Source organism: Gordonia sp. 852002-10350_SCH5691597 (assembly GCF_001665715.1).
GTDB lineage: Bacteria > Actinomycetota > Actinomycetes > Mycobacteriales > Mycobacteriaceae > Gordonia > Gordonia sputi.
The window spans coordinates 12,754-36,784 of record NZ_LZMO01000249.1; the positions used below are offsets into that span (position 1 = coordinate 12,754).

General features: G+C 67.5%; 19 protein-coding genes. 13 read left to right on the forward strand and 6 right to left on the reverse strand.

Annotated elements, in window-relative coordinates; translation table 11 throughout:
* Positions 1-131: 131 nt before the first annotated feature.
* Positions 132-923: a ParA family protein gene (locus A5777_RS18235; protein WP_005203682.1), complete on the forward strand. Its 792-nt coding sequence runs from the start codon at positions 132-134 to the stop codon at positions 921-923.
* A 16-nt stretch (positions 924-939) separates the two neighbouring features.
* Here the strand turns inward: A5777_RS18235 and A5777_RS18240 are convergent, their stop codons facing one another.
* Complete coding sequence (locus tag A5777_RS18240; protein WP_197501443.1) at positions 940-2,241, reverse strand: Rv3212 family protein; 1,302 nt, start codon at positions 2,239-2,241, stop codon at positions 940-942.
* 38 nt (positions 2,242-2,279) lie between these two features.
* A complete protein-coding gene (locus A5777_RS18245) occupies positions 2,280-3,899 on the reverse strand; it encodes a DEAD/DEAH box helicase (protein WP_064863715.1) in 1,620 nt (539 codons plus the stop codon).
* 347 nt (positions 3,900-4,246) lie between these two features.
* Here A5777_RS18245 and A5777_RS18250 point away from each other — a divergent pair, with 347 nt between their 5' ends.
* Positions 4,247-4,978 carry a ferritin-like fold-containing protein gene (locus A5777_RS18250; protein WP_064863734.1) on the forward strand — a complete coding sequence of 244 codons (732 nt, stop codon included), beginning with the start codon at positions 4,247-4,249 and terminating at the stop codon, positions 4,976-4,978.
* Positions 4,979-5,189: 211 nt separating this feature from the next.
* Positions 5,190-5,420 (forward strand): DUF3107 domain-containing protein, encoded by a 231-nt coding sequence (locus tag A5777_RS18255; RefSeq protein WP_005203675.1) that lies wholly within the window; start codon positions 5,190-5,192, stop codon positions 5,418-5,420.
* 68 nt (positions 5,421-5,488) lie between these two features.
* Here the strand turns inward: A5777_RS18255 and A5777_RS18260 are convergent, their stop codons facing one another.
* The gene (locus A5777_RS18260; protein ID WP_064863716.1) at positions 5,489-6,136 is read right to left on the reverse strand and encodes a TetR/AcrR family transcriptional regulator; all 648 of its coding nucleotides are present in this window, start codon (positions 6,134-6,136) and stop codon (positions 5,489-5,491) included.
* Between the two features lie 144 nt (positions 6,137-6,280).
* Here A5777_RS18260 and A5777_RS18265 point away from each other — a divergent pair, with 144 nt between their 5' ends.
* From A5777_RS18265 to A5777_RS18275, 3 genes are all read left to right on the forward strand, one after another.
* Positions 6,281-7,483, forward strand: coding sequence for a DUF3152 domain-containing protein (locus A5777_RS18265; RefSeq protein ID WP_442903058.1), 1,203 nt, complete (start codon positions 6,281-6,283; stop codon positions 7,481-7,483).
* A gap of 55 nt (positions 7,484-7,538) precedes the next feature.
* Positions 7,539-8,759, forward strand: coding sequence for an adenylyltransferase/sulfurtransferase MoeZ (moeZ, locus tag A5777_RS18270; protein WP_064863717.1), 1,221 nt, complete (start codon positions 7,539-7,541; stop codon positions 8,757-8,759).
* A gap of 77 nt (positions 8,760-8,836) precedes the next feature.
* Positions 8,837-9,691: a TIGR02569 family protein gene (locus A5777_RS18275; protein WP_064863718.1), complete on the forward strand. Its 855-nt coding sequence runs from the start codon at positions 8,837-8,839 to the stop codon at positions 9,689-9,691.
* A 147-nt stretch (positions 9,692-9,838) separates the two neighbouring features.
* On the opposite strand, the gene A5777_RS18280 is transcribed toward A5777_RS18275, so the two are convergent.
* Both A5777_RS18280 and A5777_RS18285 read right to left on the reverse strand, forming a co-directional pair.
* Complete coding sequence (locus tag A5777_RS18280) at positions 9,839-10,144, reverse strand: MGMT family protein (RefSeq protein ID WP_064863719.1); 306 nt, start codon at positions 10,142-10,144, stop codon at positions 9,839-9,841.
* A 7-nt stretch (positions 10,145-10,151) separates the two neighbouring features.
* On the reverse strand, positions 10,152-10,952 hold the full coding sequence (locus tag A5777_RS18285; protein ID WP_064863720.1) for an alpha/beta fold hydrolase: 801 nt from the start codon (positions 10,950-10,952) through the stop codon (positions 10,152-10,154).
* 197 nt (positions 10,953-11,149) lie between these two features.
* On the opposite strand from A5777_RS18285, the gene A5777_RS18290 reads away from it, so the two are divergent.
* Genes A5777_RS18290 through nudC form a run of 4 tightly spaced genes read left to right on the forward strand, consistent with a single transcriptional unit; the run spans position 11,150 to position 20,164 of the window.
* The gene (locus tag A5777_RS18290; protein WP_197502415.1) at positions 11,150-14,554 is read left to right on the forward strand and encodes an ATP-dependent helicase; all 3,405 of its coding nucleotides are present in this window, start codon (positions 11,150-11,152) and stop codon (positions 14,552-14,554) included.
* Positions 14,547-18,044 (forward strand): ATP-dependent DNA helicase, encoded by a 3,498-nt coding sequence (locus A5777_RS18295; protein WP_064863722.1) that lies wholly within the window; start codon positions 14,547-14,549, stop codon positions 18,042-18,044. Before A5777_RS18290 ends, A5777_RS18295 begins: the two co-directional genes overlap by 8 nt.
* Before the next feature lie 55 nt (positions 18,045-18,099).
* Entirely contained in the window at positions 18,100-19,170 is a 1,071-nt protein-coding gene (locus A5777_RS18300; protein ID WP_064863723.1) for a potassium channel family protein, read from the forward strand.
* A gap of 40 nt (positions 19,171-19,210) precedes the next feature.
* Positions 19,211-20,164: an NAD(+) diphosphatase gene (gene nudC / locus A5777_RS18305; protein ID WP_064863724.1), complete on the forward strand. Its 954-nt coding sequence runs from the start codon at positions 19,211-19,213 to the stop codon at positions 20,162-20,164.
* An 11-nt stretch (positions 20,165-20,175) separates the two neighbouring features.
* Here the strand turns inward: nudC and A5777_RS18310 are convergent, their stop codons facing one another.
* Positions 20,176-20,442 carry a mycoredoxin gene (locus tag A5777_RS18310; protein WP_049698979.1) on the reverse strand — a complete coding sequence of 89 codons (267 nt, stop codon included), beginning with the start codon at positions 20,440-20,442 and terminating at the stop codon, positions 20,176-20,178.
* 127 nt (positions 20,443-20,569) lie between these two features.
* On the opposite strand from A5777_RS18310, the gene A5777_RS18315 reads away from it, so the two are divergent.
* From A5777_RS18315 to A5777_RS18325, 3 genes are all read left to right on the forward strand, one after another.
* Positions 20,570-22,690, forward strand: a complete 2,121-nt coding sequence (locus A5777_RS18315; RefSeq protein ID WP_064863736.1) for an ATP-dependent DNA helicase UvrD2 — start codon at positions 20,570-20,572, stop codon at positions 22,688-22,690.
* Between the two features lie 118 nt (positions 22,691-22,808).
* Positions 22,809-23,096: a hypothetical protein gene (locus tag A5777_RS18320; protein ID WP_064863725.1), complete on the forward strand. Its 288-nt coding sequence runs from the start codon at positions 22,809-22,811 to the stop codon at positions 23,094-23,096.
* Positions 23,097-23,268: 172 nt separating this feature from the next.
* Entirely contained in the window at positions 23,269-23,592 is a 324-nt protein-coding gene (locus A5777_RS18325; RefSeq protein ID WP_039854811.1) for a WhiB family transcriptional regulator, read from the forward strand.
* Positions 23,593-24,031 lie beyond the last annotated feature (439 nt).

Genomic DNA, 24,031 nt, shown 5'->3' on the forward strand with positions numbered 1-24,031 from the left:
GCCTCGGAGTAGGCGCTGGACGGGGGCGTCGAAGCGAACTGAGGTATTGATTTCGATCACACGATGGAAATTGTGTGTGACAACCCGGTGCGCTCGAGACGTTGTGATCTGACGGGTCGTAGAGTGATCGCATGACGCGGATGCTGGCGGTAGCGAATCAGAAGGGTGGCGTCGCCAAGACGACCACTGTCGAATCCCTGGGCGCCGCGCTCGCCGATCTCGACGCGTCGGTGCTCGTCGTCGACCTCGATCCGCAAGGGTGCCTTACGTTTTCGTTGGGGCACGATCCCGATCAACTCCAGGCATCGGTCCACGACGTGCTACTGGGTGACGAGGAGATCGCCGACGTTCTCCTCGACACGGCCGACAACGTCACGCTGCTCCCCGCGACGATCGACCTCGCGGGCGCCGAAGCGCTGCTGTTGATGCGGCCGGGGCGCGAGTACGCGCTCAAGCGGGCGCTCGCGGAGGTGGCCGAAGATTTCGACGTCATCCTGATCGACTGCCCGCCCTCGCTGGGAGTCCTCACGCTCAACGGGCTCACCGCGGCCGACGAGGTGATCGTGCCCCTGCAGTGCGAGACGCTCGCACATCGCGGCGTCGGACAACTACTGCGCACGGTCAACGAGGTTCAGCAGATCACCAACCCCAACCTGACGATGCTGGGTGCCGTCGCCACATTGTTCGACGCACGGACGACCCACAGTCGTGACGTCCTCTCCGACGTCTCGGATCGGTACGACCTCCCCGTGATCGAGCCGCCCATCCCGCGGACGGTGCGGTTCGCGGAGGCATCGGCGTCCGGCGCGTCGGTGATGCGTGGTCGAAAGAACAAGGGCGCCACGGCATATCGCGATCTCGCCGAAAACCTCTGGAAGCACTGGGAGGCAGGCGAGGACGTGCGGACCTTCGATCCGAGCTGAGCTTTTGATCCGAGCGTCAGCCCGCGTCGGTGGGAACCAACGCGCGGACCGTCGAGCCGGTTTGTTCGACGACGTTGTTGCCGATGACCCGAAGGCTCGTGGTAGCGGTGACTGAATCGCGCGGGAATGCGATGGAGCCGGTTTCGCGGCCGTTCGCGGGGTCGCGCACGCTGATGCCGGCCCTCGTGGGGAGCAGGAGTGAACCGGCCATCGTCTCGCCGGGCCCCAGCGTCTCCGGTACCTGATAGGTGGGTCGCATGGTCTGGCCGTCGAGCACGACGGTGGCGGCTCCGGTGAAGTAGGTGACAAGTCCCTCGCTGGTCAACGCGACGCTGTCGACGGGCGGTGATTCGGGGCCCTGCACGGTGCTCACCGGTCCTTCGACCCCGTCGGAGTCGAAGACGCGAATCGTGGCCTCGCCGGGCCGCGCGGCGACCTGGCCGGGGGCCCCTGCTCGGTCGGCTCTGCCGTCGTAGACGGCGATCCCCGAACTGCTCATGGCGATCAGCACCGGCGGTGGACCCGAAGTGGTGTCGGTGATCAACGTCGACCCGTATTGCTTGACCTTCTCGTCGCTGTCGAGCACCGCGCCGAGCACAGTGAGCCGATAGCCGGGGTCGTTCTTGCAGCGTTCGATGACTGCGACGCGATCGCCGCTGATGGTGCCGGAGTAGAACCTGCAGTCGACGCGGCCGGGTTGCGTCCCCGGCTTGACCGGGGCGGTGACCCGTCCGTACTCGATTCCGCGCACCAGATTCGATCCCCACGTCTCCAGCCGATGGCTGCCGAGCGCGAGTACGTACCCCGAGTCGGTGACGAGTCTCAGTTCGTCGTCGGCATCGGAGGTGCGCGCGCCCTTGCGCTGCCCCGTCGAGGAGGCCAGGGCTGTCACCTCGGAGCATCCACGCGAGTTGCGGTACACCGCCAACACCTCGTCGGCGCTCGTCGGCCAGGCGGCCGCGGTGGAACACAGCGGGAGATCTCGAGCGTATCGCCACAGTTCACGGCCCGTCGTCGGGTCGTGTCCGACGACGGTGCCGTGGGAGTCGGTGCCGTTGTCTGCGGTGACCACGACAGAGCGGGACATCGCGGGCACGTTCGTCGCGTCCGACGACGCCGTCCACGCGACCCGCAATCCCTGCGGGACCGCCGTCGCGGGCGCGACTTCGGGCGCGGGCGCTGATGCCTGCGCACTGTCGGTGTGGCGGACGGGACTCACCGCCCACACGACGATGCCGACTACGACGACGATCACGACGACGACAGCAGAAATCGCCAGGTCGACGCGTGTGCGTCGTTCGGGGGCGATGCGTGTCACGGGCGCCCCGGGCGCGGTTGGATCACCTCGGTGCAGTCCTAGTCGGCCGTGGCGGTCGCCGGTGTGGAGTCTGCGGCGTGAGTGGTGTTCGCGTCGGAACCGCGGCCCGCGCCTCCGCGTCGACGACGACGCCTGCGCGGCTTGTTCTCGCCGTCTTCGGTCGACGCCGGGTTGTCAGTGTTGGACGCCGTCACTTTGTCTGTATCAGTCGCGTTGCCTGCGTCGGTCGAGGAGTGCTTGTCGCCGTTCGACGCGGCGGCGTTGTTGGAGCCGGACTTGCCGCCTCGGGTGCGACGACGCGTCCGCGAACTCGCGGTGCGCTCGGCGCGGTGGGTGCGCTCGACGCGTTCGCCTTCGGGGCGCTCGCGCTTGGGTGCGGCGACGCGGCCGGTTGCCGACTCGGGGATACCGAGTTCTTCGCGCAGATGGTCAGACGTCGAGTAGGTCTCGGCGGGCTCGGGCACGCCGAGCTTGAGGGCCGAATCGATGAGCTCCCAGCGATGAAGCTCGTCCCAGTCGACGAGTGTGATGGCAATACCGGTGCGACCGGCGCGACCCGTACGACCGATGCGGTGCACGTAGGTCTTGTCGTCGTCGGGGCACTGGTAGTTGATGACGTGCGTGACGTCGTCGATGTCGATGCCGCGTGCTGCGACGTCGGTGGCGACGAGCACGTCGATCTCGCCGGTGCGGAACTTCTTGAGAGCCTTCTCGCGTGCGACCTGACCGAGGTCGCCGTGGACGGCGCCGACGGAGAAACCGCGCTCGGCGAGGTCGTCTGCGACCTTCTGCGCGGTGCGCTTGGTGCGCGTGAAGATCATCGTCGCGCCGCGGCCGTCTGCCTGGAGGATGCGTGCGACGAGCTCTGCCTTGTCCATCGCGTGTGCGCGGTACACGTACTGCGTGGTGCGCTCGTGCACCGCGGAGTCGTTGGCGTGCTCTGCGCGGATGTGTGTCGGACGCTGCAGGAACGTGCGGGCGAGGGTGACGATGGGGCCGGGCATGGTCGCGGAGAAGAGCATCGTCTGCTTCTGCTCGGGCAGTGCAGCCACGATGCGTTCGATGTCGGGGAGGAAGCCGAGGTCGAGCATTTCGTCGGCCTCGTCGAGAACGAGAACGGCCACCTTGCCGAGGATCAGGTGGCCCTGCTGCGCGAGGTCGAGGAGACGGCCGGGGGTGCCGACGACGACGTCGACGCCCTTGTTGAGCTCGGCGATCTGTGACTCGTACGGGCGGCCGCCGTAGATGGAAGCGATGGTGAGGGGGCGCTGCTCGCCGGAGGGGAGCGTGACGGTGAGGTTCTTCGCCGCGACCTCGAGGTCGCCGGTGACCTGCACACAGAGTTCGCGCGTCGGCACGATCACGAGCGCGCGGGGAGTGTTGTCGAGCGGGCGCAGGCCGCTCTCCTCGGCGTGCATCAGGCGGTGCAGCAGCGGAACGCCGAATCCGAAGGTCTTGCCCATACCCGTGCGCGCCTGGCCGATCAGGTCGCTGCCTGCCAGTGCGAGGGGGAGGGTGAGTTCCTGGATCGCGAACGTGTGGGTCTTGCCGTCAGCGATCAACGCGTCGACGATGTGCTGGTCGACGCCGAGCTCGGCGAAGGTGGGGGGAGTGTGGGTGTCGTCGACGATGGTCGTCTGCACGCCGGGTTCTGTCATGTTTTCTTGTGTGCCTTTCGCATCTGTTCCAGCACGCACGAAAAGGCTCCACTGAGAAGGTCACCGCGATCTGACGGCGATGACGTGCAGGTCTCCGCTTCCGGAGCAACCCGAACTGCGAAGGCGTGGGCTCGATGAGTGCGCGCGCAATGTCTGGTGCCCCGCGGTCGGTGTGGATCGTTGCCTACAGGTCGCGCGGTGTCGCGGCGACGATCTCGATGCCGCCCGGATGATCCCATTCAGTGTGTCCATGGGAGTCCTCGGCGTACCAAGATGTCACGGTCGCGTCAGTGCACCGTTGTCAAGTGTACTTGGTGAAGCGATCGCGGCCGACCTACCATCGCCTCATGTCGTCTGCCGCGCCTTCACACGAGTCTTCTGCTGAGTCATCTTCTGGGTCGTCCTCGTCTTCAGGGCCGGCCTCCGCCACGTCGGTCGATCAGGAGGATCCGGCGATCGGAAAGCTCTATTCGGTTCTCCTGGCGGGCGAGTTCGCCGCATTCCACCGGCTGATCGACGAGTCGGCGATGGCGCCCGACGTGCAGGGGCGTATCAACATCGCGCGCATGGTCGCTTCGGAGATCGCGCACTTCGAGAACCTGTCCGAACAGGTGAGCCGATACGGCATCGACCCGGCCGAGGCCGTGGTGCGCTACAGCGGGGTCTTCGACGAGTACCACCGCGTCACCAATCCCAAGACCTGGTACGAGGCGCTGGTGAAGGCATACATCGCCGACGGCCTGGCAGCCGACTTCTACGCTGAGGTCTCCGGTGCGCTGCCCGCGGGACCTCGCGCGGTGGTCGCCGAGGTGATGTCGGCGACGGGGAGTTCGGCGTTTGCCCGCGACGAGGTGCGCAAAGCCATCGACGCGAACCCGGCGCTGCGGTCGCCGCTCACGCTGTGGGGACGTCGCCTGCTCGGCGAGGCCATCACACACGCACAGTGGGTGCTCGCGGCTGAGGAGGAGGTCACCGACCTGCTCTTCGCGGGCGCGGCGTCGTTGCAGGGCATGGCGGGATTCTTCGACGTCGTCGCCGACCGACACAGCGCACGCATGGCCGACCTCGGCCTCGGCTGAAAGCCTCCGATCCGCCGGTTGTTCGGGTTCGTTCGCTGTCAGCGGAGCGGGTGTCCGTGTCGATCAACCCTGCACTAGCCTTATGCCGAAGGCATGCGGCGCTCGAGAGATCGGGCGCCGGAGTCGTGCAAGACGAGAAGTCGCGCGCGGCGACTCGCCTCACACATCAGTCGCGCGAGCTCCGCGCGACATCGCCAACGGAAGGGTGGCCATGTCCGTCGAAGTGAAGATCGGCATCACCGACAGCCCGCGAGAACTGTCCATCCAGTCGACGCTCAGCGGCGACAAGGCATTGGCCGCTGTGGAGTCCGCCCTCTCGGGCAAGGAGTCGTTGCTGTCGCTGACCGACGACAAGGGTTCACGGTTCCTGATCCCGGTCACCAAGATCGCCTACGTCGAGGTCGGCAGCTCGGAGACGCGTCGCGTCGGATTCGGGAGCTGATCGCCCGAGAAAGCCAGTCCCGGCCCCCGACGGTCCTATCGACCGGAGGGGGCCGTCGGCATATCGCGCTACTCGGCGGTCCCGGATTCGCCGTGTTTCGGCACGTGCGACAACCCGCCCCAGAGCAGCGCGACCGTGGTGTCGACCGCTTCGCTCTTTGCGATGGGGCGCTTGGCCTCGAGCCAGTACCTGGCGTTGACCTGACTCGCGCCGACCAGTCCGGCCGCGAGCATCCGTGACCGGTACGGGTCGAGTCCTGAATCGTGCATGACGAGCCCGTAGACGGCGTCGACGCAAGCCTCGGTCGCGCCCTCGACCCGACGGATCACCGCGGGATCCAGGGCGTCGGACGAGAAGATCAGGCGATAGCCGGAGTTGTCCTCGTCGATGAAATTGAAGAATGCAGCCACCGCAGCCCGTACGCGTTGGCGGTTGTCGGTGGTGGTGAGCAACGCGTTGTTCACGTCGGTCACGAGCTTCTCGGCGTGCGAGTCGACGACCGCGATGTAAAGGTCGAGTTTTGACGGAAAGTGTTGGTACAGAACGGGTTTACTGACTCCTGCGTGGACGGCGATCTCGTCCATGCCCGCAGAGTGGTAGCCGCGTTCGACGAAGATCTCGCTGGCGGCGTCGAGGAGTTGTCGCCGCCGTGCGCTGCGGGGCATCCGGGTCCCGTTTCTGGTACCCGATGACGATGCGTTGGCGCTAGGTGGCATGGATATAGGGTACTCGGGCCTCCCCGCAACGTGACCGGGGTCGCACCCTTTGTCGACTGTCCGGTGTCGCGCAGGTGGCTTACTGGTGGATGGGTGCCGTTGGCCTCCCCGGATTGAGAGGGTACCTGTGAGAAAGTTGTCCGTGTGAGCCACACAGACAGTGGGCCCGAACAGTCGGGGGACGACGTCGACCCATCCCGTCGGGGCGGCGCATCGACACGTCGGGTCAGGGCAGGGGACGCGGTGCCGCGTGCTGCGCGTGAGTCGCGTTCGCAGCAGCGGGCGGCGCGATCATCGGTCGAGGACACCACCCGGATCGAGACGATCCGGACCGGCGCGACGCCGCACTCGGGTCCGGGGTCCAAATCGGGTGCACGTCCGCGGTCGCGGCCGCTGCCGGATCAGCCGCTGCGTGCGCGTTGGGATCCGACCGACGACAACGGCCGGGCAAGGGTCGACCGCGACGCTCAACCGGAGCGGAAGAAGCAGAGCGCACTCGGTCGTTTCGTGTCCACTTACGGGTGGCGCGCCTATGCCATTCCGGTCCTGATCATCCTCACCATCGTGCTGATCGTGGTGACCGTACGCGACGACGATTCGAGCTCGGACGCGTCGAGTTCCGACGTCACGCCCGCGGCTCAGCGGAATACCAACGTCACCAAGGAGACCAAGCCGGTCGGCGCCCCGACATCGTCCATCAAAGACGTCTCGCTGCCTGCCGGAACGTTGCCCGACGGGGGGCCGTACACGCAGCAGGGTGAGAAGACCTTCCACGTCGTCCCCGGTTCCGGAAAGCAGATCGGTACCGGACCGCAGGTGTACACATACACAGTCGAGGTGGAGGACGGCGTCGCGCCGTCGGATTACGGCAGCGATCGCACGTTCGGCAAGATGGTCGACGCCACGCTCGCCAACAGTCGGAGTTGGATCGGCGACGGCAAGGTCGCGTTTCGGCGCATCGCCGACGGCGAGCCGGATCTGCGGATCTCGCTCAGTTCACCGGGCACCGCGCGGGAACTGTGTGGATACCAGATCAAACTCGAGACGTCGTGCTTCTATCCGCCTGACAAGCGGGTGACCATCAACGAGGCCCGCTGGGTGCGGGGTGCGCTCTCCTACGAGGGCGACGACGTCGCGTATCGGCAGTACCTCACCAATCACGAGGTCGGCCACGGCATCGGCTACGAACACCACGAACCCTGTAAGCACAACGGTGCTCTCGCGCCGGTGATGATGCAGCAGTCCTTCGGGGTCGCGAACTCCCAGATCATGGCGCTCGACCCCGACATGGAGGCCGACAAGACCTTCGTGTGCAAGCCGAATCCCTGGCCGTTCCCCGACAGGTGAGGCCCCGCGTGTCGCGGCCGTCGGGAATGCCCGTGTGAGGCGAGTCGTTGTCTCGATGAGTTGGTTTTCCTTTCAGACGGTTTTTCTACACGGAGGCGTCCACGTGTCCCTGCCACCGCTTGTCGCGCCAGCGGCAGAACTCTCCAATGACGAAGTAGCCCGCTACAGCAGGCACCTGATCATTCCCGACGTCGGGATGGACGGTCAGAAACGGTTGAAGAACGCTCACGTGCTCGTCATCGGTGCCGGTGGTCTCGGTTCGCCGACGTTGCTCTACCTCGCGGCAGCGGGTGTGGGAACCATCGGCATCGTCGAATTCGACGTCGTCGACGAGTCGAACCTGCAGCGACAGGTCATCCATGGGCAGTCCGACATCGGTCGGCCCAAGGCCGAGAGCGCACGTGACTCGATCCAGGAGATCAACCCCTACGTCACCGTCAACATCCACGACGAACGCCTCGAGCCCGAGGGCGCGATCGAGCTGTTCTCGCAGTACGACCTCATCATCGACGGCACCGACAACTTCGCGACCCGCTACCTGGTCAACGATGCCGCGGTGCTCGCGCACAAGCCGTACGTGTGGGGATCGATCTATCGATTCGAGGGCCAGGCGTCGGTGTTCTGGGAGGACGCACCCGACGGACGCGGCATCAACTATCGCGACCTCTATCCGCAGGCGCCGCCGCCCGGGATGGTTCCCTCCTGCGCGGAGGGCGGCGTGCTCGGCATTCTGTGCGCGTCGATCGGCTCGATCATGGGTACCGAGGCCATCAAACTCATCTGCGGTATCGGCGAGCCCTTGCTCGGTCGTCTGATGGTCTACGACGCATTGGACATGACCTATCGCACCATCAAGATCCGCAAAGACCCTGAGGGCGAACGCATTTCCGGACTCATCGACTACGAGGAGTTCTGCGGTGTGGTGTCCGACGAGGCCGCGCAGGCAGCCGACGGGTCGACGCTCACTCCGCGCGAGCTCAAGGAGCGTCTCGATTCCGGCGAGAAGCTGGCGCTGATCGACGTCCGCGAGCCCGTCGAATGGGACATCGTGCACATCGACGGTGCCACGTTGGTCCCGAAGGGCGACATCCTCTCCGGCACGGCGCTCGCGCAGATCCCGCAGGACCGTCCGACGGTGCTGTACTGCAAGACCGGTATCCGGTCGGCCGAGGCGCTCGCCGCGTTGAAGCGCGCGGGTTTCGCCGACGCCACCCATCTGCAGGGTGGGGTCACCGCGTGGGCCAACCAGGTCGACAAGGAGCTGCCGGTCTACTGAGCGTCGTTCGTCGCAAGTCCGGCGCGCCACGCGTCGCTGCAGCAAATACGACGTTGCGCTCGGTAATCTCTGCAGACGTGCAGAATCCGCAACCGCCCGATCACGTGCTCAACACGTTCGGGCTCACCTCTCACCCGCCCATCGCCATGGGCGACACCTGGGTGGGCGGCTGGCGGGTCGGCGAGGTGGTGCTGTCCCTCGTGCCCGACCACGCGCGGGCAGCCTGGTCGGCGTCTGTGCGCGAGAACCTCTACGTCGAGGGTCTGCGCATTGCGCGACCGTTCCGCGCGACCGACGGGCGGTACGTCGTGTCGGGGTGGCGCGCGGACACCTACATCGCCGGATCTCCTGAACCCCGACACGACGAGGTGCTCGCCGTCGGTGACCGTCTGCACGAGGTGCTCGCCGACCTCGAACGTCCACGCTTTCTGTTGCAGCAGCCCGCGCCGCCGCACACCGACGTCGACGTGTTCGCCGCGGCCGACCGCGCCGCCTGGGAGGACGTGCCGTTGCGTTCGGCGCGCGCCGCCGGAATGACCGAACCGACGTCCGACGACGGCAGGCGCAGCGTCGACATGCTCAAGACACTCGGGACGCTACGCAAGCCAGTCGACGTGCCGTCGCAGGTGGTGCACGGCGATCTGTTCGGCACTGTCCTTTTCGCGGGTGCGGCCGCCCCCGGCATCACCGACATCGTGCCCTACTGGCGTCCTGCTCCGTGGGCGTCGGCGGTCGTCGTCGTCGATTCGCTCGCCTGGGGTGGAGCCGACGACGACTTGGTGCAGCGATGGTCCGATCAACCCGAATGGGCGCAGATGATGTTGCGCGCCACCATGTTCCGGCTCGCGGTGCATGCACTTCACCCGCGCTCGACTGCCGGCGCGCTGCCGGGGCTTGCGCGGGTCGTCGACATCGTGCGGATGATGCTCTAGCGGCGATCTCGGCCGCATATCTGGCTCCGCGCCGTGAAGATGTGTGTCCAATCGAAGGATGTGTTTGCTGCAGCAACCACATCCTTCGATACGACACACATTTGCGCTAACGGATCGTCAGTCCGGAGCGGCAGACTCGGGAGCACGTCACGGAGGTGAGATCTCCCAGCGGCAGTCACGCAGCGCGACGCGGTCGTCGCGGATGGGTACCCCCTCGGCGCGTAGTCGTTCCAGTTGACGCGTCGCCAGGTGTGCCGCGGGGCGCCCCGACGCAGGAACAACCCGATGCCACGGGAGGTCGGCGGTGTCGGTGCGCATGATCCAACCGACGATGCGCGGCGACGAGAGCCCCGCTGCGGCCGCGAGGTCGCCGTAGGTGCTCACCTGGCCTACCGGGATTGCCGCGACCAGCTCGCGCACGGCTTCGACGTCGGCCTCGCTGATCGGAGCCAACGACTCCTCACCTGCCTTCGGGGAGGAGACCTGCGCCCTCGCGGATGAGTGTGGCGCACAGGTCGGGCTCGAGGAACGGCACCATGTGTGCGCAGTCGGCGTGGTGGACGGCGACGCCCGGGCGTTCTGCTGCGCAGGCGTCGAGGAATGCGCGACCGACGAACGGAGGGTCGACGCGGTCGGCGACGACGACGTCGGTCCCGACGCCTCGCGGTGGCAGGACGAACGGTCGGGCCATCTCGCTCCACGCCGTCGCCGCGGCGGGTGCGCTGATCCGCCACCCGACCCGGCCGTGTGGACGGTCGACGAGATGCTCGTCGAGTTCGCGGTCGAGGTCGTCGGTGGGAACCTCGGCCCATCCCTCGGACAGCTTCGCGGCGCGCGCGGCGTCGGCGTTGGCGTAGTCCCAGTTGTCGAGACTGTCGGTCGAGACTTCGAGCGCGAACACCGGGTCGAGGCCCTGTGCGGGGTCGAGAAGGATGAGCCGACGGACCTGGTCGGGCATCCGGGCTGCCAGGCGTACGGCGATGGCACCACCGAACGAGTGACCGACCAGCACGAACGGTTCGTCGGCGCCGAGCTGTGTCTCGACAGCGGTCGCGACGGCGTCGACATGGTCGTCGAGGCCCCACGGTGGCCGCCACGGCGACCTGCCGTGCCCGAGGAGATCGGGTGCGATCACGCGGAGCTCGGGAATGCTGCTCGACGCGAAGTGTTCCCATCGTCGGCCGTGGCCGGTGAGACCGTGCAGTGCGACGACCGACGGGCCGTCCGGAGGGCCGAAGACGTAGGTATGCAGTGGAGCCATGAACTCATCATGCCCCGCGCCGTATGCGTTCGGGGTGCGCCACCCCGGCTGCTCGTCCGGGTGGGGAAGTCGTCGGAACGGGTGTCGGAGGCGCGTGATTCGATGGACTCGTGGCTCGACGACAAGGGGGACCGGGACCGTCCCGGACTCAGGCACCCCGCACACGCTCTCGTGAGGGGCAGGGTGGCGGCACGGCTATGCGCACCCATCTCGTCGCATCGACCACCGGGCCCGACGGTGCGCAGGGGGCCGCGCAGCCGAGGGTCTGGCCCGCGCAGGTGCAGGCTGTGATCGACGGTGAGGCACCTGCCCCCGGCGACGGCTCGGGCTGGCAACCCTGGCGGGTGCACGGCGGGCCCGGAACCGGCAAGACGTCGCTCGTCGTCGACGCCGCCGTCGCGCGGTTGCTGTCTGCCGACACGGACCCGGAGTCGATCCTCGTGCTCGCGTCGAGCAGGCGCGCGGCGGTCGCGCTGCGCGAACGGATCACCCGCAGGGTGTTGGCGGCGTCGGGTGGCTTCGGAACAGGTGCAGGCGGTGCGTTGCGCGAACCCCTCGTCCGCACGATCCACTCGTACGCGTTCGCCATCCTGCGGTTGCAGGCGAGCGCGCACGGCAATCCGCCGCCTCGTCTGATCACCGGTTCGGAGCAAGACGTCGTGCTGCGGGAACTGCTCGCGGGCGATATCGAAGACGGTGCGGGCTACTGGCCGAAGTTGCTGCGTCCCGCGCTGGGCACCGACGGCTTCGCGCAGGCACTACGCGACCTCATGATGCGGGCCGCTGAACGTGGCGTCGGCCCCGAAGAACTCGCGTCGCTCGGCCGCGCACACCGGCGTCCCGAATGGATCGCCGCGGCGCGCGCGTATGCACAGTACGAGCAGAACATGCTGTTGCGCGGGGCCGTGGGGCTCGCGACTCCCGGTGCGTCGGCGCCCGCGGTCGACGCCGCAGAGCTCGTCGGGTCGGCACTGTCGGCGTTCGCGACAGATCCCGAGCTTCTCGCGGGGCAGCGCAGTCGCATCCGGCACCTGATCGTCGACGACGCGCAGCACCTCGACCCGCAGGCCGCAGAACTGGTCCGACTCGTCGGCACCGGAACCGAATCGACGATCATCGCCGCCGACACCGACCAGTCGATCTTCGGTTTCCGTGGTGCGAGTCCGCGTTTCGCCGACGGACTGGCCGATCCGGGGTCCGAACGCGACATCGTGTTGAGTGAGAACTTCCGCTCGCATCCCGACATCGGCGAGGTCGGCCGCGCGCTCGCATCGCGGCTCCCCGGTGCTCGGCCGCATCCTTATCCACGCGCGTCGGCAACCGCGGACGACGAGGCCGCCGCGGCGGTCAGGGTGTTCTCGTCGGCAGCCAAGGAGGCCACAGCCATCGCCGACCTGCTGCGTCGTGCCCATCTGTTCGAGGGTGTCCCGTGGTCCGACATGGCGGTCATCGTGCGATCGGTCCATCTCGCATTGCCCGCGCTGCGGCGAGCGTTCCGATCCGCGGGCGTCCCGCTCACGACGCCCACCTCCGATCTGCCGATCCACCGGCAACGGTCCGTCGCGGCGCTCATGACGGTGCTGTGCGCGGTCGCGGCGCGCTCGGACGCAGCTGAGGAAGCTCCTTCTCCCGACGAGACGTTCTCCATCGACGACACCGTCGCGTTGCTGACCGGCCCCATCGGAGCTGCCGATCCGGGCGCGATGCGCCGGCTGCGTCGTGGTGTGCGAAGGTGCGACGAGAAGGCGGAGCGGGCTGCGTCGTCGGCGGGAGACGCCGCGGGTGTGACTGCAGCGCAACGTGATTCGCTGACATCGTTGCGGGAGGCGCTGCTCGACGGCGAGGTTGCGCAGCGCTACCTGCGCGCGCTGTCCGACGCCGAAGCCGCGCCGTTGCGCCGTGCACTCGACGTGATCGCTGCGGCGTTGCGCGCTCATCGTGCCCGACGCGGCGTCGAGGAGACGCTGTGGGCGGCATGGCAGGCGAGTGGGCTCGAGCGTCGGTGGGTCGGCAGTGCGATCCGGGGCGGGCCCGCGGGTGAGCAGGCCGACCGCGATCTCGACGCGATGATGGCGATGTTCGAGGCGGCAGGCGACTTCGCAGACACCCTCCCGTCTGCCGGTCCCGCGGCATTCGTGCACTACCTGAGCCAGCTGCAGATCCCGCGTGATTCCCGAACCGCCTCTGCGGCAGCCGATTCCGTGACTGTGCTGTCCGCGCACGCCGCGGCGGGCCGCGAGTGGGAGGTCGTCGCTGTCGCGGGTGTCCTCGACGGGCTCTGGCCCTCGTTGCGAAGTCGGGGCAGCGTGCTCGCCACCGCCGAACTTGTCGATCTGCTCGACGGCGTCGCACCTGACGGGATCGACGTCGTCACGCGTGGTGCCGGGGCGCTGGCCGACGAGCGACGTCTGCTGCTCGTCGCGTGTACGCGGGCGCGGCGTCGACTCCTCGTCACAGCGGTCGAGGACGGTAGTGGCGACGCATCGCCGTCGAGGTTCGTCGCCGAAATCGCCGCGGCTCTCGGCAGCGCGTCCGACACGGACGCGGAGGCGCCGCAGGTCATGGAGGGCGTCGCGCTCGATCCCGGCGTCGATCGTGTGCTGTCGCTTCCGTCGCTGGTGGCCACCCTACGGTCCGTGGTGATCGCCGGTGCGCAGGAGCCAGAACTCGACGATCGCACCAGGCCGGCCGCCGAACTCCTTGCCACACTTGCCGATTCCGACATACCGGGTGCGCACCCGCGTGACTGGTTCGGTCTGGCAGAGGTGAGCACCGATGCGCCGCTGTGGCGTCCGGACGACGGGCCGATCACGCTGTCGCCGTCGAATATCGAGAGTCTGAGTAGGTGCTCGTTGCGTTGGCTGCTCGAACGCAACGGTGGGCGCGACGGCGATGCGACGCCCGCGATCGCGGGCAGTCTGGTGCACACGCTGGTGCAGGCGGTTGCGGGCAACATCGATCCGGCCGAGGTGACCGGCGCGTTGCGCGACATCTGGGAGCGCGTCGACACCGGAGCCGCGTGGTATTCGGCGCACGAGCTGGAACGAGCCGAGGAGATGCTCACCAATTTCCGTGACTGGCTGCGTATTTCGCGCGATGACCTGCGCGAGCGTGGTGTCGAATCGGCCATCGACGCGACGGTGCCCGGCGTCGACGATGATCCACCGGTTCGGTTGCGCGGTCGCGTCGACCGGCTCGAGGCCGACTCGGCGGGCAGGCCCGTCGTCGTCGATGTGAAGACCGCGAAGACCGCGGTGTCGCGCGCCGATGCCGAGGAGCACGCACAGCTCGCCGCCTACCAGGTGGCGCTTGCGCACGGCGGTGCGGCGCAGTTTCCGCCCGACGCCGACGGCACCCTCGAACCCGGGGGTGGGCGCTTGGTGTTCGTGTCGGCGAACAATGCGTCGACGGGCGCGGCCGAGCGTGTCCAACCTCCGCTGACGCCCGAACTGCTCGACGAGTGGATCACCGTGGTGCGGTCGGCGGCCAAGGCGAGCGTCGGGCCGGTGTTCGACGCGACGCCCAACCCCGGCTGCGGACACTGCGCATTGCACACGAGTTGTCCCGCCCAGTTGCGTGGCAAGGCGGTGATCGATGACTGACGTCGATGTGAGGCGCGCGCGTGTCTCCGCGACCTCGCTGGCCGCCGCGCTCGGATTGCCCCTACCGACAACCGAACAGGTCGCGGTGATCGAGGCGCCGCTGGAACCGCTGCTCGTGGTCGCCGGTGCCGGTGCGGGCAAGACCGAGACCATGGCGTCGCGGGTCGTGTGGCTCGTCGCCAACGGAATGGTCTCACCCGACGAGATCCTCGGACTCACGTTCACCCGCAAGGCGGCCAGCGAACTCGGGGCCCGCATCCGGCGTCGACTCTCGATGCTCGCGGGGTCGCCAGCCCTGGTGAACTGGGACCCCGACGGCATGCTGGCCGCACGGCTGCGTTCCGCCGATCCCGAGGTGAGTACCTATCACGCGTACGCGGGCAGGCTCATCGCCGATTACGGGCTACTGCTGCCCGTCGAACCGAGTTCGACGCTGCTGAGTGAGACCGAGCTCTGGCAGCTCGCGTTCTCGATCGTGTCGAACTGGACGGGGCCGCTGCACACCACCAAGGTGCCCTCCGGCGTGACCGAGGCCGTGCTGCGGTTGCACGGCGAGATGGCAGAACACCTCGTCGATCTCGACACGTTGACCGCATGGGGCGACGATCTGCGGTCGATGGTCGATACGTTGCCGCCCGGTCCGCGGCAGCGTGCGGCACCGAGCAAAGACCTCATCAAGATCCAGGAGGTCATCGACGAGCGTCGCGAACTGCTGCCGATGGTGGCAGCGCTGCGGGATGCGATGCGTGAACAGTCCGCTCTCGACTTCGGCAGTCAGATGTCGCTGGCCGCCCAACTGGTGCAACGCAATCCGGATGTCGCGGCGGGCGAGCGGCGCTCGTTCCGGGCCGTGCTTCTCGACGAGTACCAGGACACGGGTCATTCGCAACGCATCCTGTTGTCCACGCTGTTCGGCGGTGCGGCTACGAAAGCGTCCGGAGGCGAACGCATTCCGACGGTCGCTGTCACGGCGGTCGGCGATCCGATCCAGTCCATCTACGGCTGGCGCGGCGCGTCGGCGGCGAATCTTCCCCGCTTCACCGCCGATTTCCCGCGCTCAGACGGCAAGCCGTCGGAACGACTCGAATTGCTGACGAGCTGGCGTAACCCCTCACACACGCTCGAGCTGGCGAACCGGACGTCGGAAGAGTTGCGGCGCAGAGGAATTCCGGTCAGTGTGCTGCGTCCGCGACCCGACGCGCCGTCGGGGACCGTCTCGATGGCGCTCACCCCGACGGTCGTCGACGAGCGGGCATGGGTGGGTGAGGCCATCGAACGCCATTACCGTGACGCCGAGCGTGACGGCGTCGACCCACCGACCGTCGCGATCCTGGTGCGTCGCAACGAGGATTCGGCACCGTTGGCAGCAGAACTCGAGAGTCGGGGAATCCCGGCCGAGGTGATCGGTATCGGCGGGTTGCTCCATGTACCGGAGATCGAGGACGTCGTCGCGACGCTGCGGTTGATGGCCGATCCGATGGCCGGGACCGCGGCGATGCGGCTCCTGACCGGCGCGCGTTGGCAGTTGGGCGCAGCCGACATCGCCGCACTGTGGCGCCGTGCCACAAACCTCGCCGCCGACGCCATCGCTGCGTCCGGTGGTGCGGTCACCAGCCGCGAAGAACTCGATGCCGCGCTCGACGCCGTGCTGCCGACCGAGGTCGTCGACCGTGCCGGAATCGCCGACGCCGTCGTCGATCCGGGCGATCCGGATGCGTACACACCGCAGGGATACGCACGTATCCGGGCGTTCGGCGCGCAGCTGGAGGCGCTGCGCAGGCGCATCGGCCAGCCGCTGCCCGAGCTCGTCGCCGACGTCGAGAACACGATCGGTGTCGGCATCGAGGCTCAGATCAGGGCCCGTCGCATGCGTGGCGCGATCACCGGCCGCGAACATCTCGACGCCTTCGCCGAGTACGTCACCGCGTACGCCGACCGTCCCGGCGCGAATCTGCCCGGCCTGCTGGCCTTTCTCGACACCGCCGAGACCATCGAGAAGGGACTCGAGCCCGGCCGGATCGAGGTGGCCGAGCAACGTGTCCAGATCCTCACGGTGCATGCTGCCAAGGGCCTGGAGTGGGATGTCGTCGCCCTGCCGCACGTCGCCGCACGGATCTTTCCCGGCGGGCGGGCCGATACGACGTGGATGCGCAGCGCCAAGGAACTGCCGGGGCCGCTGCGCGGCGACCTCGCGGAGCCGGGGACGGGGGAGGGTTTCCCGACCTTCGACCTCGCAGGCGCAGGCATCAGCAACCGCAAAGAGCTCGCCGAGGCGCTGACACTACACAAGGAGGCGATCGACGAGCGTCGGTTGGAGGAAGATCGTCGACTCCTCTACGTCGCGTTGACGCGAGCGCGCCACGATCTGCTCGTCTCGGCGCATCACTGGAGCGAGACCGGCGACAAACCGCGTGGCGGGTCGGAATTCTTCGACGAGCTCGTCGCCATCGTCTCCGATGCCATCGCCGACCCTGCCGTCGATTCCGAGGGCCTCAGCATCGACGAGCTCGCCCCGCCGCCGGACGACGGTGCGACGAACCCGTTGGCCGAACAGGTCATTCGCGCGCCGTGGCCCGCGGATCGGCTGGGTGCGCGCCGCGAGGGAGTCGACGCGGCCGCCCGACTCGTCCTCGACGCGGTCGCCGCGCGCAGCGCTCCGGCGCTCTTCGACGCGCCCGCGGGTGATGTCGCCGGGTCGGGCGCGACGGCGGAAGATCCCGAGGTCGCGGAAGAATCTGAGATCGCGGAAGAATCTGAGATCGCGGAAGAACCTGAGATCGCGCAGTGGAGAGCGGAGGTCGACGCCCTGCTCGCCGAGCACCACCGAGGCAACCAGGCCTTCGTCGACGTCGCACTCCCGACGCACCTGTCGGTCAGCCAACTCGTCGAACTCGACGCGGACGAAAGGGAATTCGCACGGCGACTCCGCCGTCCGACGCCGTTTCGGCCCAATCCGACGGCACGCCGCGGTACCGCTTTCCACGCATGGGTGGAGCGGTGGTTCGGTGCGACGCGGCTGCTCGATATCGACGAACTACCGGGTGCCGCCGACTCGTCGGCCTCGCCCGACGCCGATCTCGACGCGCTGCGCGAGGCGTTCCTGGCGTCGAAGTGGGCGTCGCGGAATCCCAGCGAGGTCGAGGTCCCGTTCGAGACGGTCATCGGCGACACGGTGATCCGCGGCCGGATCGACGCGGTGTTCGCCGAGCCCGACGGCTCGTGGGTCGTCGTCGACTGGAAGACGGGTGCGGTACCCGGTGGTCGGCGTGACGGGGCCTCGAAGGGCTCGACCGTCGGTGGCGCGCAACGAGAATCCGTCGACATTCAGCTCGCGGCGTACCGGATCGCGTGGGCGCAGCTCGCAGGTGTTCCGGTGGAGCGGGTGAGCGCTGCGTTCCACTACGTTCGGCACAACTACACGCTCGAGCCCGAGGTGTTGCCCGACCATGACGATCTCGTCGCGCTGCTCGCGCGAGAGTCGGATCAGTGATACACCTCCCGGATGCATTAGATTCACACCCTGTGAAGCAAAAGTGGTTCGGCTGATGCGCGGACGCGGATTCCGACGTCGATGGCGGGGCGAGGAGCTGTCCGACGGCCCCGACTACGCGCTCGTCGGCGTCGTCCGTATTCCGGAGCTCAAGCAGAGTCCGGCTCGCGCCATCGGGCGTCGGGTCATCTTCGCGGTAGTCGCGCTGTTCTTCACGGCCGTTCTCGTCTACGTCGACCGCAGCGGATACCGCGACGTCCAGGAGAACCCGCTCTCGTTTCTCGACGCGATGTACTACTCGGCCGTGACGCTGTCGACCACCGGTTACGGCGACATCACACCGTTCACTCCGTCGGCCCGACTGATCAACCTGCTGATCATCACCCCGCTGCGCGTGCTGTTCCTGATCGTGTTGATCGGAACGACGCTCGAGGTGCTCACCGAGCGGTCCCGCCAAGCTCTCAAAATCCAGCGCTGGAGGAACAACTTGCGCAACCACACCGTCGTCATCGGGTACGGCACCAAGGGTCGCACCGCGGTCGACGCGATGATCGGCGACGGCATCAAGCCGGCCGAGATCGTCGTCGTCGACAACAATCCGGGAGTCCTCGAGCATGCGGAGGCCGACGGTCTCGTGACCGTCCGCGGAGACGCCACCAAGTCCGATGTGCTGCGGCTGGCCGGTGTCGCGCACGCCGCCAGCATCGTCGTGGCCGCCAATCGCGACGACACCGCCGTTCTCGCCACGCTCACGGCGCGCGAACTCAACCCGCGCGCGAAGATCGTCGCGTCGATCCGGGAGTCGGAGAACACGCACCTGATGCGGCAGTCGGGTGCGAACTCGGTGGTCGTGTCGTCGGAGACGGCGGGCAGGCTCCTCGGTATCGCGACCATGACTCCGTCGGTCGTCGAGGTGATCGAAGACCTGCTGACTCCCGACGCGGGGTATGCAATCGCCGAACGCGAAGTCGATCCGACGGAAACGGGTGGCTCACCCGCCCACACCCGCGACATCGTCCTCGGCGTGCTGCGTAACGGTGTGCTGCACCGTGTCGACGACAGCGAGGTCGAGCAGATCGAGGCAGGCGACCGCCTGCTGTACGTCCGCAAGGGCGCGGGCGACTGAGGTTCGCCACCGGCGAGTGAGTCGGGGTAGAACAGTCTTCATGGGCGCCTTTGTCTTCGACCAACCGCCGCTGCTGTCCCGGGGCACGTTCAACCGTGCCGACGAGGTCCGCGACGAACCCGACCGTATGCTCGCAGGCTGGCCGACTGCGCGCGTACTTCGCATCGATACGGGCGGTCGCTATCCCGTTGAGCCAGACGGGGCGCTGCGGTGGGTCAGCAGTTCGGAGTTCGGAGACGAGCCGCCGGCCGACGCGGTCTTCCTCGCACACACCGACACCGACCTGTGGACGATCAGGGTCGAAGGACTCGATGGCAAGACCGCCGATCCTCGACGTGGAGCCTCCCGACTCGACGCCGACGAGGCCGGACTCCTCGCCACCGCGCTCGGCATCTTGAATTGGCATGCGACAGCCCGGTTTTCGCCGGTTAATGGCTCGCCCACCGTCCCTGCGCGTGGCGGTTGGGTACGTCGAAATCCGGAGACCGGCGTCGACGAGTTCCCGCGCACCGACCCCGCGATCATCACCGTCGTCCACGACGGCGCCGACCGAATCCTGCTCGGACGCCAGGCCGTCTGGCCCGATCGGTGGTACTCGACGCTCGCGGGCTTCGTCGAACCGGGAGAGTCGTTGGAGCAGTGCGTGATCCGTGAGGTCCACGAAGAGGTCGGGATCACCGTGAGCGAGCCGCGCTACCTGGGATCTCAGCCGTGGCCATTCCCCAGATCACTGATGCTCGGCTTCTCCGCGCTCGGCGACCCCGACGAGCCGCTCCAGTTTCTCGACGGCGAGATCGGCGACGCGCAATGGTTCACGCGCACCGAGGTGCTCGAGGCCCTCGACCGTGGCGACGAATGGCTGCGGGGCATGCCCGAACCCGACAATGCCGGAGGTGCTGGGGCCGACGGCGAGGACGCCCCTCGGCTCCTGCTGCCCGGCTCGATCTCCATCGCGCGGGCGCTGGTCGAGGCCTGGGCGCGCACGCCCGCCTGACCGGGTCTGTCTCAGACGCCGAGCTTCTTCTTGACGTCGGTGATCGACGGGTTCGTGGCGGTCGTGCCGTCGGCGTACTGGACTGTCGGAACCACGTGGTTGCCACCGTTGACGCTGCCGACGAACTCGGCGGCGTCGGGGTTGCGCTCGATGTCGATCTCGGTCCACTCGAGGCCCGAGCTGCGTAGGGCCGTCTTGAGTCGCGCGCAGTAGCCGCACCACGACGTGGTGTACATCGTCAGCGCGGCGGGGGTCTGGTTTTCAGATGTCTCGCTCATGGCATCCACAACACGAACTCGTCGGCGCGTGTTCCCTGCCTGCCCTCGACGGTGAGGTGTGGCGCGCGTGTGGACAGCGGCGAGCGGGCTCGCGTCGGCGTCGTATGGGGGTGCCATAGTGGAACCCGTGTCCGACAGCCCCTCACCGCCCCGCGCCGCACGTGACCGCAGCATCCTCGACGGACTCGACCCCGAGCAGCGGGCCGCAGTCCTCGCGCCGCGCGGTCCGGTGTGTGTGCTGGCGGGTGCGGGTACCGGCAAGACGCGCACCATCACGCGACGCATCGCTTATCTGATCGATCAGGGGCAGGTCAATCCCGGTCAGGTGCTCGCCGTGACGTTCACGGCGCGGGCTGCGGGGGAGATGCGCGGCAGGCTGAGGTCGCTCGGCGTTGGCGCCAGCGGTCCGAGCGTGTTGGCGCAGACGTTCCACGCTGCGGCCATGCGCCAGCTCCGCTACTTCTGGCCGCGCGCGTTCGGCAGTGCGTCGTGGGAGCTGCTCGACAACAAGTTCCCACTTGTCGGACGTGCGGCACGCAAGGCCGGACTCGACAGTTCCACCGACACCGTGCGCGACCTGATGTCGGAGATCGAGTGGGCAAAGGCCTCGCTCATCGGACCCGAGGACTACGTCGCTGCCGTCACTCGTGCCACCAGAGAGACGCCCGCACCCGCCGCGCAGGTCGCCAAGGCGTTTGCCGCCTACGAGGACGCCAAGGTCTCACCAGACGGCGACCGCCTCCTCGACTTCGACGACCTCCTCATCTACATGACGACGATCATCGAGTCCGACGCCGGGCTTGCCGACGAATTCCGTTCGCGCTACCGGTGTTTCGTCGTCGACGAGTATCAGGACGTGACGGCGGTGCAGCAGGGTCTGCTCGACGCCTGGCTTGGTCCCCGCGACGACCTGACCGTGGTCGGCGACGCCAACCAGACGATCTACACGTTCACCGGCGCCACGCCGAAGTACCTTCTCGATTTCGGCCGCCGATTTCCCGACGCCACGCTCGTGCGCCTCGAACGCGATTATCGGTCGACGCCGCAGGTGGTCAGCCTCGCCAATCGGGTGATCGGGGCCGCGCGCGGACGGATCGCCGGGACAAGACTGCAACTGATCGGACAGCGCGACGCCGGCCCTGAACCCGAGTTCGCCGAATACGACGACGAGCCGAGCGAGGCGTCGGCCGTGGCGTCGGCCATCAAGCGTCTGATGAACTCGGGCATACCCGCCTCCGAGATCGCAATTCTCTACCGGATCAACGCACAGTCGGAGAATCACGAGCAGGCGCTTACCGAAGCGGGCATCCCGTACCAGGTGCGTGGCGGCGAGGCGTTCTTCACCAGGGCCGAGGTCCGTCAGGCCATGCGGCAGCTCTCGCTCGTGGCGCAGCGGGGAATCCGCGACGACGTCGAACTCACCACGGTGGTGCGATCGGTCCTCGGCGAGCTCGGCATGTCCGACGACGAGCCGACCGGTGCACAGGCGAAGGCCCGTTGGCAGTCGTTGCGTGCGCTGTCCGGGCTTGCCGACGACATGCTTGCCGACAACCCCGCCCTGACACTGCCCGAACTCGTCGCAGAACTCGACGCACGGTCGCAGGCTCGGCACCCACCGACCGTCCAGGGCGTCACGCTGTCATCGCTGCACGCGGCGAAGGGTTTGGAATGGGATGCGGTGTTCCTCGTCGGACTGACAGAGGGATCGCTGCCGATCAGTCAGGCCATCAAGGGATCGTTCGACGACGTCGAGGAGGAGCGTCGACTCTTCTACGTCGGCGTCACCAGAGCCCGCGAACACCTCCACATCTCGTGGGCGATCGCCCGCAACGAGGGTGGTCGTGCGCGACGTCGTTCGCGATTCCTCTCCGACCTCGTGCCCGACGACTCGCCCGCGTCGCGTATCGCGCCGGCGTCGAAGCGAGCACCGCGAAAGGGCCCGACGTGCCGGGTGTGCGGGTCGCGGTTGCTCGATTCGACTGCAACTCTGCTCGGCCGGTGCGCCGATTGTCCGTCGGATCTCGATGAGGGTCTGCTCGTGGCGCTCAAGGAGTGGCGACGCACCCGGGCGGACTCGAAGAAGGTTCCCGCCTTTGTCGTCTTCTCCGACAAGACATTGCTCGCGATCGCAGAGCAGCGGCCGACGGATTCTGCTGCGCTGGTGTCGATCTCGGGCATCGGTGCCGCCAAGCTCAACGAATACGGCGAAGAGGTCATCGAAATCGTCAAAACCGCAGGTCAAAAATAGGTTGTGCGCTCCACGGCGAACCGAATAGTCTGGTTCGCGTCAGCACGGGAAGGCCACCGGCACATTCATGTGTGCCACGACCCCTCGCGAAACCATCGAGACCGAAAGGAGTGGATCAGTGAACGGAATCGCCAACGCAATCGTGATTGCGAAGACGATCGTCGACGATGCGGCAGCTGCTGTGTTCTTCGAACCGATCGAAGCGATGCCAGATGCTCATCGCATCACGCACCATGCGCCGCGCGCATACGCCGTCAGTGACCACGCCTGGCGTGCTGCAGACCTGCAGCCCGCACCGTGTCTCGGTGCCACCGGTTTCCCACCGGCAGCACCGGTAGCGAGCACTGCCGCAGCGAAGCGAGCGATGCAGCGGTTCCCCGTACTGACTCGGGATCTCTCCACGTAGGAGGGTTTCGACAGCCACAACGGCCACGGGTGAATCGCACAAGGCGACCCGTGGCCTTTCTCGTGACGGATCACCGAACCACCACACCAGTGGATCGGCGACTCCCATCACGTCGAGGCCGAGGGCCATCGCCACAGACGATGACCAACCTCGAACAGATGTGGAGTACCAGATGACCGTCGAATGTGTTCTGGAGTCCTGTATCTCGGCGGACCGTGAGGTCGCTGCCGGGAACGCGCTGAGTGCCGCACCGGCACTGACCGCTTCGACCCTTCCGTGCCAGGAAGCCGACGCCGACCTGTGGTTCGCCGAAGACCCCCGTGACCTCGAGCGTGCCAAGGCCATGTGCGCCGACTGCCCGCTGCGTGCGCAGTGCCTGCAGGCTGCGCTTGATCGTGCCGAGCCCTGGGGCGTCTGGGGCGGCGAGATCTTCGAGCGTGGTGCTGTGATCGCGCGCAAGCGCCCCCGCGGCCGCCCGCGCAAGACCGCGGCCTGACATGGTTGGAGAGGACCCACGCGGCCCCCGCCTCATGCGACACGACGTCGCAGATGGCGGGGGCCGCGTTGCGTTCTGGGTGGTGACCTGCGACCTGGTGCGTGGGTCACCGTCAGGGATGCGCGGTCAGGGTCGCGCGCGAAAGCGGACCGCCCACTCGTTCGTCTCCACCTTGACGTCGCCCGGAAGATGCCGTCCGCGGTCACGAGTCGACGCGCCTCCGCGAAGATCGCGTCCTGGAGATCTGTCGATGGCACGTGATGCAGCATGGTCAGACATACGACAGCCGTGTAGAGCGAACTCCAGATGCTCCTTGTTGATCACCACATCATCGCGCAAAGCACGCCGCCACAGGAAGACTCGGTCAGCGTGGGTAGGTGGTGATGGTTTCGCCTGTGCGGGTGCTGGTCCAGGTGATGGAGAGGTCGGTGTGGATGGT

Excerpts from the sequence above, each read along its gene's own strand:
- A5777_RS18310 (WP_049698979.1), bottom strand. The coding sequence starts at position 20,442 with ATGAGCGAGACATCTGAAAACCAGACCCCCGCCGCGCTGACGATGTAC.
- A5777_RS18235 (WP_005203682.1), top strand. The coding sequence starts at position 132 with ATGACGCGGATGCTGGCGGTAGCGAATCAGAAGGGTGGCGTCGCCAAG.
- moeZ (WP_064863717.1), top strand. The coding sequence starts at position 7,539 with ATGAGTTGGTTTTCCTTTCAGACGGTTTTTCTACACGGAGGCGTCCAC.
- A5777_RS18295 (WP_064863722.1), top strand. The coding sequence starts at position 14,547 with ATGACTGACGTCGATGTGAGGCGCGCGCGTGTCTCCGCGACCTCGCTG.
- A5777_RS18250 (WP_064863734.1), top strand. The coding sequence starts at position 4,247 with ATGTCGTCTGCCGCGCCTTCACACGAGTCTTCTGCTGAGTCATCTTCT.
- A5777_RS18325 (WP_039854811.1), top strand. The coding sequence starts at position 23,269 with ATGACCGTCGAATGTGTTCTGGAGTCCTGTATCTCGGCGGACCGTGAG.
- A5777_RS18290 (WP_197502415.1), top strand. The coding sequence starts at position 11,150 with ATGCGCACCCATCTCGTCGCATCGACCACCGGGCCCGACGGTGCGCAG.
- A5777_RS18255 (WP_005203675.1), top strand. The coding sequence starts at position 5,190 with ATGTCCGTCGAAGTGAAGATCGGCATCACCGACAGCCCGCGAGAACTG.
- nudC (WP_064863724.1), top strand. The coding sequence starts at position 19,211 with ATGGGCGCCTTTGTCTTCGACCAACCGCCGCTGCTGTCCCGGGGCACG.
- A5777_RS18300 (WP_064863723.1), top strand. The coding sequence starts at position 18,100 with ATGCGCGGACGCGGATTCCGACGTCGATGGCGGGGCGAGGAGCTGTCC.
- A5777_RS18260 (WP_064863716.1), bottom strand. The coding sequence starts at position 6,136 with ATGCCACCTAGCGCCAACGCATCGTCATCGGGTACCAGAAACGGGACC.
- A5777_RS18245 (WP_064863715.1), bottom strand. The coding sequence starts at position 3,899 with ATGACAGAACCCGGCGTGCAGACGACCATCGTCGACGACACCCACACT.
- A5777_RS18285 (WP_064863720.1), bottom strand. The coding sequence starts at position 10,952 with ATGGCTCCACTGCATACCTACGTCTTCGGCCCTCCGGACGGCCCGTCG.